We start from the raw sequence: 15,024 nt of genomic DNA, 5'->3' as shown, positions 1-15,024 counted from the left end.
TAGGATTCTTTGTCTCGTTTTCGGCGTCATTCCGGTGTGAAGCCGCGATTTTGCTGCCACCGTTATCGATAGAGTGGACAACTAGCGATAATCGTCTGGTGGATACTCGGGAATGAGGGCGGAACGGTCCCGACCTCACCAGAGCGCGTCACACGCTCTCTTTCCCCGCTATGATACAGACAGTAAGACAAATTCTCTCGCAGTCAACGCAGATATCCATTGTCGAATGCCGTGACTGCGGCGCGAGCGTCGAGCCCGACACTGAATCTTGTCCGAACTGCAAATCGAGCGAGATTGCTCACTATAACATCGGCCCAGGAGACTGACCGCCTGGCTCACTCGCCCGTACTGTGGTGCTCTCCACATCGATGAGTCGCTGGGACCAGAACACGCCACAGCGGCGGGGTTTTCACTTGAAATCCGGTATGTGGCCCACGGCTATTTTGAGGTGTGGTCTCTGAGGAGGTGGTATGGCGATTCCGTTCGATGCGACGTGGGGAACGCTCTGCGAGCGCTGCGAGGAACTTCCTGAAGACGCGACGCTCATCACACCACTGGCGTCGAGACGATTCAGAATTACCGGTGTCCAGGAGCCACGGATCATCATCGAGGACGTCGATTCGGCTGATTCCCAACCACTCCAACGCGAGCAGTTCGAAGCACTGGCCGAGCACACACATGAGGCACTGGATGGCTACGAGCTCGATCGGCTGCCGCCGAAAGCCGAACCCTACGCGGCGGTGCTTGCACTCCACCCACGATACGTCCTCGACGAGCGTGAGGGGACCCTGACCGAACTCGATGAGGTCGACGAGAACGCGGTGCTGGACGACGCGCCGCACCTCTCGATGAGTGAGGAGAGCGAATCCACCGACCGAGAGGAGCCGGACATCGACGTCTATGCGGACATGCTTCTGTTGATCGACGCGCTCGAACGGGAGGAGATGAGTGCTCTCGACGCGGTAGAGACACCGGCGTTGGTGAACCTCTATACCCTGTTGTCGGATGTCCAGCGCAATGCGAACGACCTCCGGCAGGACGTGACCGACGTGCTGCTGGATCGCGTCCAACACGACCGACCAGCACATGGTCAGTACGGCTCGGTCCAGCGGACGACGCGCCAGAATCGCTCGCTGAAAGACGACGAGACAGTGCTCGAAGCGTTCGAGGGCACGGGCATCGATCGCGAGCAAGTGATGGGTGTCGACCGCGGGAAGGTCGACGAAGCGCTCGAAGTGGTTTCTGTGTCGGAGTCGGCCGTGTACGACGTCTCCGAGAGCGAATACGTCCGGAAAGCGGACGTCGACGAAGAACGCAAAGAAACGCGCTTGCAGGGACTGAAAGACCGGCTGGCGGTGAGCGACGATCCGGAGGCCGATGTGCTTCGTCAAGAGATCGTCCGGCTGGAACAGGAGATTGAGGACCTGACTGAATTCTCACCTGGGAGTGCGTTCGGTGAGAGCTGAAAGAAGCTGATTTGATGGCCACCAGCATGAGATGAGATGAGATCAGTGGGTATGACCGATGTCTTGGAGTGGGGGGTGTCGATTCGGGTGGCACGACTACGAGCTGGAGGGGATCACGCCCGAGGACAGACTCGGGATAATACCCCGAGAACAACCGCCTCGGATGGTCTGGGCTTGTACTCAATGTGGCGACGAGAAGTGGTTTGAGCCGGGTGTCTCACCTGAGTGATCTCGGAACTTGGTTCTTTGGCTTATGTCGGTAATTCGGATGAAATCGGTTGGTTATCGGTACGATAACCCTGAATCAAGTATATTTGTGCAATCAATTTTTGATTAATAGATATTTAATCTAGAAATCCATCCAGCTTCAGTCCTCGCCGATATAGTCAGATGATCACTATTGTGAAAGATTGCACAACAACGCTCGTCGCGAGCCATTAATCTATACTTGTGATCATGAAAATAGGAGTAGGTTTATTATTGATGCGTCTGAGGCAGAGGATATCACGCATGAGAATATTGCCGAAGTCGGTGATATACTATTGCGTGTGTTTCCGAAACAAAATCGTGTGAACTATGTCACGCAAATACACTACACTTCTTGCAATCATCGTTGCAGGGGTGGTCACGCTTTCTATGGCAGCACCGTTCGCCGGTGCAATGGGAGCGGGCCAACACTCTGCACAACACAGCATCGCTTCGGAGACTACACCACTGAATTCCGTTGGTGGGCAGGCACAAGCCGCCCAATCCGCCGACGCGACTCAATCTCAAACGGCTCCGATCGATCCGGCGCTCCAGGACGCCAACGGGACGGTCCGTACACTACTTGTCCTCGATCAGGCATCTGTTGATCGGAGTGCCACCCGAGAGGAAACCATTACCACCCTGAAAGACCACGCCAGGTCCACACAGGCGTCGGTAATGGCTGGAACCAACGATCTCGGTGGCGTCGACGTGACGAACCGGTTCTGGATCGCCAACCTCGTCGCGGTCACCGTCGACACCAACCAGACCAGCGTTCGATCGCTGGCCGAAATCGAGGGTGTCAACGCGGTCGTCAAGAGCCGCGAGATCTCGGTTCCCGAACCGCCCGAGAACGTCCAACCAGCGGATGACAGCTCGGAAACTAGTCCGAGCGACGTCAACACTACCTACGGGCTGGATCAGATCAACGCCACACAGACCTGGAACGAGTTCGACACTCGTGGCGAGGGTACCAAGGTCGCAGTGCTCGACACCGGCGTCGACATCGACCATCCGGACATCGACCTCTACACCGAAGACGACTCGAACGCGACCTACCCCGGCGGGTGGGCCGAGTTCGACGAGAACGGCAACCAGGTCCCCGGCTCCGAACCGCGCGACAGCGCCGAACACGGCACGCACGTCAGCGGCACCGTGTCGGGCGGCGACGCGAGCGGCACGGCAATCGGCGTCGCGCCCAACGTCCAGCTGATGCACGGGATGGTCATTCCGGGCGGCAGCGGCTCGACCACCCAGGTCATCGGCGGGGTCCAGTGGGCTGTTAGCGAGGGGGCCGACGTGGCGAGCCTGAGCCTCGGCGCGGGCTGCGGTCTGTTCGGGCCGGTTTACTCCCAGGCGTGGATCCCGGTCGTCGAGAACACCAAAGCTTCGGGAACGAGCTTCGTCGCCGCGGCCGGCAACAGCGGCGACGGTTGTGTCGGCTCACCCGGCAACGACTTCGAGACGTTCTCCATCGGGGCTTCGAACGCCGATGGCGACATCGCTGACTTCTCTGGCGGCCAGGTCATCGACAAGAGCGAGTGGGACGACCCACCCGCTGAGTGGCCGGACACGTTCATCAAGCCGAACGTCTCCGCACCTGGCGTGAACGTACTGAGTTCGGTTCCTGGCGGTGGGTACGACGGCACCTTCTCGGGCACCTCGATGGCCACCCCGCACGTCGCGGGCGCGACTGCGCTGCTCCACTCGGCGAACCCCGACGCCTCGGTCTCCGAGATCCAGCAGGCCCTCAACAGTACGGCGTGGAAGCCCGACGATGCCCCGGCTCCGGACGATGAGAAGGATACCCGGTACGGGATGGGTATCATCGACGTCTACAACGCGACCCAGCAACTCGCCGTCTCCGCCCCCGAGTCTGAACTCGGTGACGTCAACGAGAACGACGAGGTGAACGTCCAGGACGTCCGGCTGACCCAGCAGTACCTCTACGGTGAGGAACCCGAGAGCTTCAACGCGAACCTCGCGGACATGAACCGCGACGGCGAAGTCACGACCGACGACCTGCGCCTGCTCCAGCGCAAAGTCCAGGGCACACTCGACGAGGGTGAGATCCAGGTCTCGAACCTGACTGCACCCGACGAAGTCGGTGAGAACGAGACGATCACCGTTACTGCTCAGCTCGAAAACCCCGGTGACGAGGGAGCGATTCAGACAGTCTCGCTCCACGTCGCCGGAAACGAGAGCGACCTCGGTGAGGGAACACCGGTCGCAAACGAGACGATCGACATGGCACCCGCGGGCGTCGACGATCCCGTCGACCGACCACACGAGACCACGGTGACGTTCGAGGTCGATGCGGCCGAGATCGACGCGGGTGACTACCACGTCGGAGTGTTCAGCGAGGACGCCTCCGCGAGTGACGAGATCACGATCCTCGGGTCGAACTTCGAAGTCTCGGACCTGAGCGCGCCCGCGGAAATCGAGCAGGGTGACACGTTCGACGCGAACGCGACCGTCACGAACACGGGCAATCAGGAAGACACCCAGACCGTCGAGTACCGCTTCCGCAACGGTGTCGAACAGACAACGAACGTCACGCTCGGTGCGGGCGAGAGCACCACCGTCGAGTTCGCTGACATCGAAACTGATGGCGTGAGCGCAGGCACCTACGAGCACGGTATCCATACGGAGGACGATTCACAGATGGCGACCATCACGGTGCTCGAAGGGTTCTTCGACGTCGAAATCACCGACGCGCCCGACGAAGCATCGGTCGGCGAGACGGTCAACGTCTCGGCGACGGTCGAGAACACCGGCAATTCGACCGATGAGCAGACCGTTCGATACGATCTGGTGGCGAACCAGACGGACGTCGCCGTCGTCGATGACGTGAATGATACGGAGAGCCAGGCACTTATCGATCGGCTCGAATCGTCGCTACCGGCCGAGCGCTACAACGTGTCGCTGGTCACCACCGACGAAGTGATGGACGAGATCGACGCCCACGACACGTTCGTCGTCAACGAGTTCAACGAAGACGACGCGTTCGTCGAGGGTTTCGTCGCGGCCACCAACGACTCAGAGAATGGTGTCGTCTACCTCGATCAGTGGGGTGGCTTCGGTGGGAGCGATGCGGTCACCGAACTGTCCAGTGCGACGGATGACCCGGCAAGTCACAGTGATGATAACGCTGGAACCGATCCGCACTTCAAGATCACGCAGGATCATCCGATCTTCGCCGGTGTAGGCAACCCCGGCGATCAGATCGATGTCTTCGCCGGATCGGAAAGCGACCACAGCTGGCACAGCGGGTACAGCGGCCAGACGATCGCCACCGTCGGTCAGGGCAGCACTACCGCTGGATCGGCCATCGCGGTCGACTCGGCGACGAACACGGTGCTTGCGGACTCGCTCGGACAGACGAGCTACAATACCGCTTCGTTCAGCGACGGGGCAAATCGGATGCTGGCGAACGCGATCGCCCACGTCAGCGGCTTCGGACCGGCCGGAACCGGTGTCACAGCACAGGACGACACCACCGAGAACGTCACGCTCGATCCCGGCGAGAGCGAGACCGTCGAGTTCTCCTACACGATCCCGGAGGACACCGACATCTCGATCGGTTATCGGCATATGGTCGAGAGTGAAGACGCCGAAGACTTCGCGCCGGTCACGATCGATGTGGACCGGGGTGCAGTCGACGGCACTGTCGTCAACAACGCGACCGGCGATCCCATCGAGGACGCGACGGTCGACGTCACGGTTGAGGTCGACGACGGCAACTACACCGCCGTGACCGGTGCGGACGGCACGTACCGGATTGAGGACGTGCCCACGGGCACGCACAACGTCACGGCCTCGGCCGATGGCTACACCAACGAAACTACCGAAGTCGACGTGCCGGCGAACGGCACTGTCACCCAAGACTTCACGCTCGCCCCGATGGACGGGTCGATCAGCGGGACGGTCACCGCGAGCGACACGGGTGAGCCAGTCGCGAACGTCACCGTCGCCGCCGAGGACAACGAGGGCAACGTCTACGAAGCGACGACTGCCGACAATGGCACGTACACCCTCGACGTCCCGCCGGGCAACTACGTCGTGAACGTCGCCGAAACGCCGGGCGAGTACCGACCGCAGCAGGTCGTTACGGTCGCACCCGGTGAGGAAGTTACGGGCGTCGACTTCCAGATCACGCCGCGTAACGGCTCCATCACGGGCTACGTCGAGAACGCCGCGGGCGTGCCCATCGAGGGTGCACACGTGGTCGACGCCGACCAAGGCGCGTTCAACGTAACTACTGACGAGGACGGCTCCTACGAGATCACCGATCTCGACCGCGGCACGTACGCGCTGCGGGCGAAAGCCGACGGCTACAACGCTACCGACATCAGCTTCGTCGAAGTGCCGGCGAATGGCACTACCACCCAGAACTTCACGGTGGGGTCGTTCTTGTCGGTCTCGGACCTGAGCGCGCCCGATACCGCGGCGCAGGGTGAGACCATCAACGTCTCCGCGACGATCACCAACACCGGGGCGGAGCAAACCACCCGCACGGTGTTCTACTTCCCGCCGGGCACTGACTTCGGTGGGGAGATGTTTACTGCCAGTTCCCACCTCTTCGAACGGGTGACGCTCGACGGTGGTGAGAGCACTACTGTGACGTTCACCTACGACGTCTCGACGAGCCGCGAGCCGGGCGAGTACCGTCATGGGGCCTCCGCCGATGAGGTGGCGTCGACGACGATTACGATCGAGGAGTCCGAGACTCCCGGTGAGGCGAACTACTCGGTCTCGGACCTCTCCGCCCCCGCCACGGCTGAACCCGGTGCGGAGATCGACGTGAATGCGACGATCACCAACACGGGCAATGCCACCGGCACGCAGACGGTCGAGTACCTGTTCAACGGGTCGACGGCGAACACGAGCAACGTGACGCTGGCCCCGGGTGAGAGCACGACAGTCGCGTTCTCGCCGACGATGCCAGCTACGGAAGGCACCTACGAGCACGGCATCGAGACGGCCGACGATAGCGCGATCGCAAACATCTCGGTCGAAGGTGGCGATCCGGAGCCGGCGTACTTCGCGGTCTCGAACCTGACCGGTCCCTCGGAAGTCGGCCAGGGCGAGGAGTTCACGGCGACCGCCACCATCACCAACACTNTACTTCGCGGTCTCGAACCTGACCGGTCCCTCGGAAGTCGGCCAGGGCGAGGAGTTCACGGCGACCGCCACCATCACCAACACTGGTGACGAGGAAGGAACACAGACGATCTACCCCTTCCTCAGCGAGGCGTCGGCAGTCAGCCAGTACGATCTCAGCGAGGTCGGCACGCAGGAGATGCTCGCGAACCTTCGGCCGCAGGCCACGCCACAGGAGGTGACGCTCGACGGCGGCGAGAGCACCACCGTGTCGTTCACCTACGAGGTTGCGGCAGACAAAGAACCGGGCAACTACTCGTACGTTGCCTCCAGTCTCCAAGAGATCGCGTCCCACTCACTGACCATCACCGCTGCGAACGGGAGCGGGCAGGCCAGTGCGTCGTCGGCACCCACGCTAGACAACCGTGCTGACGGTCTCGAACAACAACGATCCGTTCGAGGGGTGGCGGTGATCGCAGGCTAACTGCCGGTTACCGTCTCGGCGACCGTTGTCCCGACCTCAATACTCTCTGGAACGCTGGTCGGACGGGTAGTAGTGAAACTCAAGTGGCGGTTCACCATCGATCAATCGCTCACTGCGAGAGTCCGAAAATAGGGTGAACGATCGAAACTTGGACGCTGCCCGCCATGGTGGAAAATCGGTGTGAGTCGGTAGGCTCATCAGAGCGCTGTGAGAGCACCCGGACATGCCTGAGTGTGAGAATTGCGGTGACTTCGTGACTGAACAGTACGTGCGAGTGTTTGCCCCGCCTGAGATGGCTACCGTGCGGGTGTGCCCGAACTGTCCAGATATGATCCGTGAGAACGGTGGTGTTCGAGAGGCGAAGTCCCAACGGCGCAACTGACACGCACGAGCAGCAGACGGGTGTGGGGACGGAGGACTGGTGAGTAGTTTTGACGTCTCCGCGACGGTAGTGACAACCGGAACCCGTCCGGTCGAGCCGGCAGACGGCATCGCAGCCAGCTCGCCTGCTTGCTCAGCCAGGTGAGGACCCGTTTCTCTCACGGTCGACCGCCTGTTGGGAGGCTTCGCGTGCGCGTCGTGAGAAGTCAGGATGGGCCCTGTCGGATTCGAACCAACGACCACTCGGTGTCTCCCAGCACCATGAATCCACATGGTGTGACACGGTAGATCCGCAGCCCCGTTATGAGCCGAGCGCTCGTACCACTGAGCTAAAGGCCCGCGATTGTATCGCTATGAGGCCATTCCGCGACACCTACGATAGTCGTTCGGGTTCTGGCGAAAGATACTGCGGCGGATTCCGTTAGTTGTTTGACGTAGAAATGAAGATAGAATTATAATTCAAAAGATGGATATAGCGTGAAGACATACTTCTTCTAATGGCAATCAATTCGAACACTGTTGAGTCATCGCGAGAGGAACTGTTCAACGACATCTTCGCAAACGAGGGCGGTGAGGCATTCACTGTCGGGTTCAGTGCGGAGAGCGTCGAAGCATTGATCGAGGTTCTGGCTGATCTCGACGATCCGCCGAGAGTCCGGTTGATGACCGAGGAATCGGTGCTGAAAGCGCTCCGGAGCGAGTTCGAACTCGCGAGCATGGCCGCAGAGTTGGTTGCAGCTGAGGCACTCTCACTGCGAACGACCGATGAACCGTTCGAAAACGCTCTCGTCATCACAGAGAAAACGATGATTTCAGTAATCCCGTCAGAGAGGACGGTTGCTGGGCTCGTGAGCGACGACGGTGAGTTCGTCGACGCCGTCGCCGAGCGGTGGAGGAATGTGTGGGAAGCTGGGACGGAGTTCGGGCTGCGGACGCCAGCGTGGTCGCAGGTTGCAGACTCGCTCACGACGGAGTTCGGAGCGGATATGGAAGCGGACTTCGAAGCGATGATCAGGGCAGTTGCGACTCCACGTGGGACTGAGAGTGCACTTGACGAAGTGGAAGTGAGTGTGCTGGCGGCAGCGAAGCATGAGAAGATGCTCTACGATGTCTCGACGTGGGGTGAAGACGTAGGTGTGGCGAGCAGGGCGACGTTCTCGCGAGTGAAAAACCGGCTCGAAGACCAAGGTCTGATCGAGACGGAAAAGGAGCCGATCGAGGTGGGACGCCCACGGCTGCGATTGCTGCTCGGCGATGAGCGGTTGCGTGAAGCGAACGCTGAGGAATTAGCGAGTGTGGCTGGGAGCCTGCTCTCGACGACTGGAGCGTAGCTCGTCCGTTTCGGGACCAGACTAACTCGTAATCATCGAAGCGTCATCGTTCTGTGGTCGCTGCGGTTACAGAGGCAGCCTGGCAGTTTGGAGTGGGTGGTGATGTCGGCACAGAATAGAGGGTGCTTGGGTGGCCTTCTGGTGCTCCTGGTCACTATTTGACACCCGGTGTATCCGGTTTTCAGAGAATAGGCGTTTGGATTTCTGCAAACAACCCATACATCAAACATTTTCGAAATAGCGAAACAGATGGACACCGGAATAGGGTAGTTGCTGAAACACGACCCGATGGCTCAACGGTCTGGTACCCCCGTCGTATGGGTTTATGTGTCTGATAGACGAATTCCGGCGCAACCGATGTACCGCACTGTCGCTCCCCTCGCAGGTCTGGGGGTTGGGATTATCTCCTCAGTGGCAGTCCACCAGCTTGTCTACTCGAACAGTAGTGTCGCCGTCGTACTCGGAGCCGTGAACGCGCTCGCAGCGTGGCTGGTCCTCCGTCGGTGGCGAGTGTTCAGCACGCGGTGGAGTCTGTGGGGTGGTCTGTTCGGTGGCGTGCTGGTAGCCGTCCCGATGTTCGGTATCAGGCCCGTCCCTGCCCTGTCGTCGGAGGAAGCAACGGCCATCGGGTTTCTCGTCATTGGGTTCGGAGTTGCGATGACTGGCATCGGCATTGAGTTGGCACTCACAGCAACCAATCGGGACGATGAGCGGGTGCGAGATCCTGCAGATTCAGTCGCGGACTGATAGGGTCGTACGTAAAGTATTACCACTTGCTACGGACAGAGATAGTTCCAGATGTTCGGTTCATCAACAGTCGGGAGTCCTCTCTGAAGCTGCTGGTTCAGCGCAGCGAGATCCGGGATCAGCCGGTGCTTGAACCATTCTTGGAGGCGATCCCAACATCCTTCGAGTGGGTTCAGTTCCGGCAGTTTCGGAGGGAAGTACCAGACCGTTAGTTTGTCTCCACGCACACACGCGACCGAACTGTCTCCGACAGTTTCGGTCGCTCGCTCGCCACTGACATACTCCCAGAGGTCTCGTGTATAGAAGTAGCTGGCACGATCCAGAAACACTACCAACTCCTCGCCAAACTCCTCCTGGAGTGCTTTGAGTAACCAGAGTCCATGCTGTGTCTTCAAAGAATCTTCTGTCCAGCAGTAGAAGCTCTCGCCGTCGTTAGTGACAGCGCCAAGCGCTGTCACCTTGTCCCACGAGTTCGTCATCTCTATCGTCGGATCTGACCCGATCGGGTACCAACCAAGCCGCTGGACGGTGCCAACACGCTTGGTGAACTGGTCGACTACGACAACGGTCTTCTCGCTCAGTTCGGGCCGTTTTTTTGAACTGTCTGCTGGAACTCTCGTTTCTGCTGTAGATCGGCCTCGTGATGTCGTGGCCGTGCTGTCCGCCAGGACAGCCCGGCCTCACTCAACAGTTTGCGGGCATGTCCACGACTGTATTCAACACCGTGCCTGTCTTTGACGTGGTGGACCAGGAGCTTTGAGGACCATGCCTGTTGTTCGTAGCCGAGTTCAGTCGGTGGATGCTGAAGCTGCTTGAACAACTGTTCACGCTCATCGATGTCAAGTTTCAGTGGACGACCTGGAGAGGTATCGTCGGACAGTGCCGGCTCGATCGGTTCTTCGACGAACCGATCGAGCCAGTTGCGGATGGTTTTCTCGACAACACCGTGACGTTCGGCCAGCGTCTCAAGCTCGTCACCCTGCTTGCGGCCAATCGCCGCAAGCACTCGTTCCCGAGGTTTTCCTTCCCCCGCTCGTTCACGAAGCTCTCGAAGTTCTTCCAGAGAGATATCGTCGAGTCGGCCCATCACTCTGCTCTTCTTCATCTATCGGTAAAAGATTACGCACGGCCCTATGAGTGAGTAGCAATCCCGACACGTATCAGTCATCAGCACCATCGGTGTCATCGTTCTCATTGTCCTCGTCGCTTTCATCATCGTCATTCTCCTCGCTGCCACTGTCGTCAGCGTCATCCTCGTCATCACCACTCTCAGTAGCTGTGTCACTCCCGTCACCGCTGGTCGATTCGTTTTCTTCGGGCGGGCGATCAGTTACTGAGGTAGATGGATCAGCACTTGGCGTAGTAGGGGAGGCTGTGGTGGGAGTGGACGAAGTGGAGGTTGCAGGCTCTGGTATCGAGGTTGAGACAGGATCGCCCGTGATCAATGCGCCAGCACGTGCGTCAAGCCGCTCAATACTGGTCGCATTGGTGTACTGCGCTTCGAACTGACTGGCGGGGAGTTCCGTGGCCGTCGTCTGGAGTCGCTCGAGCAGACGGTTGATCGTCTTGGCCTCGGCAGCGATCGGTGCGTACTCGGGTGCAGCGGAGACGGTGTTTGGTTGATCTCGTGTTGCTTGGAGACGTTGAGACTGTGTGTCGAGTTGGGTGAGACGACCGTCGAGTCGCTGAACCGTCGTGGCGACGATTGCTACACGCTCTTCATCACCCGTCGCTTCTTCGAGTGTAATATCGAGAGTCCGTTCTTGCAGTTCGCCTCCGAGGAGAGTCTCCTCGACCGAGATCGCACTGGCAATTTCTGCTCCCGGAGTCGCAGTCGAATTGTTCACTTCCGTCTCGGACGTCGCAGTCGTGCCCGACTGGCTGAGTGTTGGTCCTGCTGTGAGGGTGAGTATCCCGACTGCCAGTACGAGGACGATCAGTGCGGTCCGTTTCGAGATCGTCCCAGAGATGTGTTCACGAAGCGTTTGGCACGTCCGTGAAAGGCGCTTCGGGAGGGTGGGTATCGATGGTATCATGGGTTATTCGTCAGTCCGTGGATCATCTGTGGTATCCTCAGTTGCTTCGTCAGGAAGGCGAAGGACGTTCTCACGCCCGAGTCGGAAGCCCTCGATGGTTCCGTCATCGCGAAGGCGGCTAACGACCGAACTCGTTTTCGCGTCAGTCCACCCGAGTTCGGAGACGATCTGTTGTTGTTTTGCTCGTCCGTCAGATCGCCGAAGTACTTCGATGACTTGTTCTTCGTTGCTCAACAGCTCCAGGGACCGGTTGTCGGTTTCAGACGCGGGCGAATCCTGGGTACCACCATTCGGAGTGGCCACTGCCTCCTCAGAGGTGGTTCCGTGGTCTGTTTCGGAGTCTTCGGCGGTATCTGTCGGTATGAGAGGCGTGTCGTCGTGCTCTCGTCGCCGAACCATCCAAACACCGAGACCTCCGACAACTACCACGAGCGCGATGAGACTGATGCTCGATAGTGGCAGGTTACTCCCGGGGGCGGGCTCTCCACTTGACCCGCCATCTGCTTGGGCAGCAGTGGTGTTCGCCATCGAATTCGCGAGAGCCAGTTCGACGATGGGCTCACGCTCGGCAAATTCGGTTGTCCCATCCCAGACCACCACGTTTGCTTGGCGTTCGGTAGGCGCTGGCCGTACGGTGACTGGCTCATAGCTGGTAGGCCAACTCATCGTGAGCTGTGTTTCGTTATCGAGAGAAAGCCCGGCCAGCGAATTCTCGATGTCGAGACGGGTGCCGTCGGTCGCCGCAAAGTTCTGCCAGACGAACTCGTAGGTGACGACGCCAGTCGTACCGTTGCGCGTGGCGCGCACGGTGACGTTCGAGATCGCCATCTCCCGACCTGTCGCGTTTTCTGCAGTGGTGAGTGCTTGGCTTATCCGCTGTTCGAAGCGGGCTTGGTACTCTGTAGGGTTTTCACTAGTGTTGCCGCTGAGTTGGTCGAACGCGGCGGTTTCGTTCGAATCACTGAGCTGGAATCGATACTGGAGGGTCCAGACCGCGGATCCGTTCGCCGAGATATTGATGTGGAGGTCGGTTCCTCCGGCAGTCGGGGGTGATTGCTGGAGTTGCTGTAGTGTCGGTTTGCTTGCGGAGCTGCTATCGGTTTCGGTGTTCGCTTCGAGAGTGATCGCTCTCGCAGATTCGGCCGGTGCGCTGCCTACACCAGTAACTATGAGACAGCACGCGATGCCGATGCCAGTCAGTATTCCCAATAGGTTTGATTGCACTCTTGCAGTAGTGTGAGGAGACCGACTTCTAAAGAGGTTGCTACTGTTCAACTGTTTCGCATTTGTCGGTTCATTCACTGCTCTGTTCGGTTCGAAAATGGCGGCGAAACTCAGGGTAATTCAGCGATAACTCGGCGATAACTCGGGCTAAATCGGCGTGAATGGGTCTAAATCGTCGTGATTCGGGCTGACAATCACCTGACCTGATTAGGCCTTCTGGTGTAGGGATGCCTGCGGCAGACCGCCGCAAATCCGACCAATGATGCCAGGTGTATCGGACCGCGCTTGCCCGTGTCGCGGAGCCAGCCACGCGACTGTCGACATTTCTCAGCCCTCGAGCAGCTCTGCCCCGCTGATCTCGGCTTCCAGCATTCGAGGTGTCGGCCCCGTGGCTGTGGTCGTACACTCCGTACGGCGATTTGCTGGGCGCGAACGGGCGTGGACCCGATGCGTAGCAGGGTCAACAGGGTCGGAACCGGTCTTGCGCGCACACCCGGAGCGGCCGGGGACGAACCAGACACTGGACAAACACTCGGAGACACACTGATAATGAACTTCACAGTAAGATCCACCGCGACGAAGGTTCTGGTTGCGCTGGTGGTCGCGCTGACGGTCGTCGGGATGACCGTCAGTCCCGCCATCGCTCAGGACGATACCGGTGACGACGACACGGGAATGGACGACCAGGCCGACGATCAAGACGACGGCGCTGATGACGACCAAGACGACGAGAGCGATGATAACGACTCGGACGATGCGGACGACAGTGACGATGGGTTAGACCCGCCCGAGTCCGATGACGATGGTGACGATGACACCACCGGTGACGATGACGCCGATGATCGCAACGAGTCCGACGACAACGGCAACGCGGATGACTCAGACGATATCGGCGATGATGACACCGATGATCGGACTGAATCGGCCGGTACCGATGACGATGCCGACGACAATGGCGACGACGCCGATGACAACGGCAACGAGTCAGACAACGCTGACGACAACGGAGTTGGTGACGACGATGCGGATGACCGCAACGAGTCGGACGATTCCGATGACGATGCAGATGACAACGGCGATGACGCGGACGACAACGCCGACGATCGGAATGAGTCTGACGACACCGGTGACGACGATGCCGATGATGACAGCGGGTCAGACGGCGACGATGATCGGACTGAATCGGATGGTTCCGATGACGACGCCGACGACAACGGAACCGATGACGGCGACGATGCGGATGACGATGCAGACGATGTCGCCACCGACGGTGGGACCACGGGCGATGACGACGCGGATGATGGCCCAGGTGACGACGACGATAGGGACGGAGCAGTCGACGAAGACGACGAGGCGGACGACGGACCCGACGACGCAGATGATGACGAGGATGGAGATGGCTCGATCGACGAAGATGATGAAAGCGATGACGGGCCCGAATCCGCCGATGACGACGACAACAGCAACGACGATTCAGACGACGCCGATGAGAACAGCGACTCGGACGATGCCGACGACAACGGAGTTGGCGATGATGATGCCGACGATGGACCAGGTGGCGACGACGGGGATGGAGCGCCCGACGATGACGACGAATCGGACGACGGTTCCGAGACCGACGACGCTGATGACATCTACCAGGGCCCAGGCGACGATGACGACGGCGACGACATCGACGCCGACGGCGACGGGGCGGTCGACGAAGACGACGAGGACAAGGACGATGACGACGACAGCGATGGCAACAACACTGACGACGACGTCGACGGCCACACCGACGAGGACGACGACCGGAACGGCGACGATGACGACGACTGACCACCCCGACCGAGACACTACCCCATCCTGGTAGCCACCTCAAGGGAACTGAGAACGGTCCGCATCCACAGCGGACTCGTCGGGCGATAGCGGAGCGTACGGCTCTGTTGAATCACTAGACGGCGGCAGGATGGGTCGCTAAATCAAAGGCGTTGAAGCGGGAGACTTGAGTTGTCCATGACGCAAAT

General features: G+C 59.6%; 11 protein-coding genes and 1 tRNA gene. 7 read left to right on the top strand and 5 right to left on the bottom strand.

The genetic code is table 11. The features are described from left to right. The first annotated feature begins 470 nt into the window (after positions 1 to 470). The 4 genes from C450_RS00835 (at position 471) to C450_RS23615 (ending at position 7,681) form a co-directional block, all read left to right on the top strand. Entirely contained in the window at positions 471 to 1,466 is a 996-nt protein-coding gene (locus C450_RS00835; RefSeq protein ID WP_005038785.1) for a hypothetical protein, read from the top strand. A gap of 576 nt (positions 1,467 to 2,042) precedes the next feature. Beyond that, a complete protein-coding gene (locus C450_RS00830) occupies positions 2,043 to 6,926 on the top strand; it encodes a S8 family serine peptidase (RefSeq protein ID WP_449271544.1) in 4,884 nt (1,627 codons plus the stop codon). Continuing rightward, on the top strand, positions 6,856 to 7,299 hold the full coding sequence (locus C450_RS21350; protein ID WP_080510238.1) for a CARDB domain-containing protein: 444 nt from the start codon (positions 6,856 to 6,858) through the stop codon (positions 7,297 to 7,299). Before C450_RS00830 ends, C450_RS21350 begins: the two co-directional genes overlap by 71 nt. A 223-nt stretch (positions 7,300 to 7,522) precedes the next feature. Continuing rightward, positions 7,523 to 7,681, top strand: coding sequence for a DUF7563 family protein (locus tag C450_RS23615; protein ID WP_440717292.1), 159 nt, complete (start codon positions 7,523 to 7,525; stop codon positions 7,679 to 7,681). Positions 7,682 to 7,892: 211 nt separating this feature from the next. Here C450_RS23615 and C450_RS00820 read toward each other — a convergent pair. Next, positions 7,893 to 8,019 (bottom strand) — tRNA-Ile (locus C450_RS00820). Between the two features lie 158 nt (positions 8,020 to 8,177). On the opposite strand from C450_RS00820, the gene tbsP reads away from it, so the two are divergent. Further along, positions 8,178 to 9,011, top strand: coding sequence for a transcriptional regulator TbsP (tbsP, locus tag C450_RS00815; RefSeq protein WP_005038779.1), 834 nt, complete (start codon positions 8,178 to 8,180; stop codon positions 9,009 to 9,011). A gap of 357 nt (positions 9,012 to 9,368) precedes the next feature. After that, positions 9,369 to 9,758: a hypothetical protein gene (locus tag C450_RS00810; RefSeq protein WP_005038775.1), complete on the top strand. Its 390-nt coding sequence runs from the start codon at positions 9,369 to 9,371 to the stop codon at positions 9,756 to 9,758. A gap of 29 nt (positions 9,759 to 9,787) precedes the next feature. Here C450_RS00810 and C450_RS00805 read toward each other — a convergent pair whose 3' ends face one another. From C450_RS00805 to C450_RS00790, 4 genes are all read right to left on the bottom strand, one after another. Then, positions 9,788 to 10,339: a transposase gene (locus C450_RS00805; protein ID WP_080510237.1), complete on the bottom strand. Its 552-nt coding sequence runs from the start codon at positions 10,337 to 10,339 to the stop codon at positions 9,788 to 9,790. Beyond that, complete coding sequence (locus C450_RS20500) at positions 10,336 to 10,845, bottom strand: winged helix-turn-helix domain-containing protein (RefSeq protein ID WP_005038771.1); 510 nt, start codon at positions 10,843 to 10,845, stop codon at positions 10,336 to 10,338. Before C450_RS20500 ends, C450_RS00805 begins: the two co-directional genes overlap by 4 nt. Before the next feature lie 73 nt (positions 10,846 to 10,918). Next, entirely contained in the window at positions 10,919 to 11,794 is an 876-nt protein-coding gene (locus C450_RS00795; RefSeq protein WP_005038769.1) for a hypothetical protein, read from the bottom strand. A gap of 3 nt (positions 11,795 to 11,797) precedes the next feature. Further along, positions 11,798 to 13,018 (bottom strand): DUF4897 domain-containing protein, encoded by a 1,221-nt coding sequence (locus tag C450_RS00790; protein ID WP_161606930.1) that lies wholly within the window; start codon positions 13,016 to 13,018, stop codon positions 11,798 to 11,800. 549 nt (positions 13,019 to 13,567) lie between these two features. Here C450_RS00790 and C450_RS00785 point away from each other — a divergent pair. Then, the gene (locus C450_RS00785; protein WP_049909762.1) at positions 13,568 to 14,836 is read left to right on the top strand and encodes a hypothetical protein; all 1,269 of its coding nucleotides are present in this window, start codon (positions 13,568 to 13,570) and stop codon (positions 14,834 to 14,836) included. Positions 14,837 to 15,024 lie beyond the last annotated feature (188 nt).

Source organism: Halococcus salifodinae DSM 8989 (assembly GCF_000336935.1).
GTDB classification, from domain to species: domain Archaea; phylum Halobacteriota; class Halobacteria; order Halobacteriales; family Halococcaceae; genus Halococcus; species Halococcus salifodinae.
Note: the sequence above shows the minus strand (reverse complement) of the source record. Positions and strands in the feature narration are given on the sequence as shown.

Excerpts from the sequence above, each read along its gene's own strand:
- C450_RS00835 (WP_005038785.1), top strand. The coding sequence starts at position 471 with ATGGCGATTCCGTTCGATGCGACGTGGGGAACGCTCTGCGAGCGCTGC.
- C450_RS23615 (WP_440717292.1), top strand. The coding sequence starts at position 7,523 with ATGCCTGAGTGTGAGAATTGCGGTGACTTCGTGACTGAACAGTACGTG.
- tbsP (WP_005038779.1), top strand. The coding sequence starts at position 8,178 with ATGGCAATCAATTCGAACACTGTTGAGTCATCGCGAGAGGAACTGTTC.
- C450_RS00810 (WP_005038775.1), top strand. The coding sequence starts at position 9,369 with ATGTACCGCACTGTCGCTCCCCTCGCAGGTCTGGGGGTTGGGATTATC.
- C450_RS20500 (WP_005038771.1), bottom strand. The coding sequence starts at position 10,845 with ATGGGCCGACTCGACGATATCTCTCTGGAAGAACTTCGAGAGCTTCGT.
- C450_RS00795 (WP_005038769.1), bottom strand. The coding sequence starts at position 11,794 with ATGATACCATCGATACCCACCCTCCCGAAGCGCCTTTCACGGACGTGC.
- C450_RS00785 (WP_049909762.1), top strand. The coding sequence starts at position 13,568 with ATGAACTTCACAGTAAGATCCACCGCGACGAAGGTTCTGGTTGCGCTG.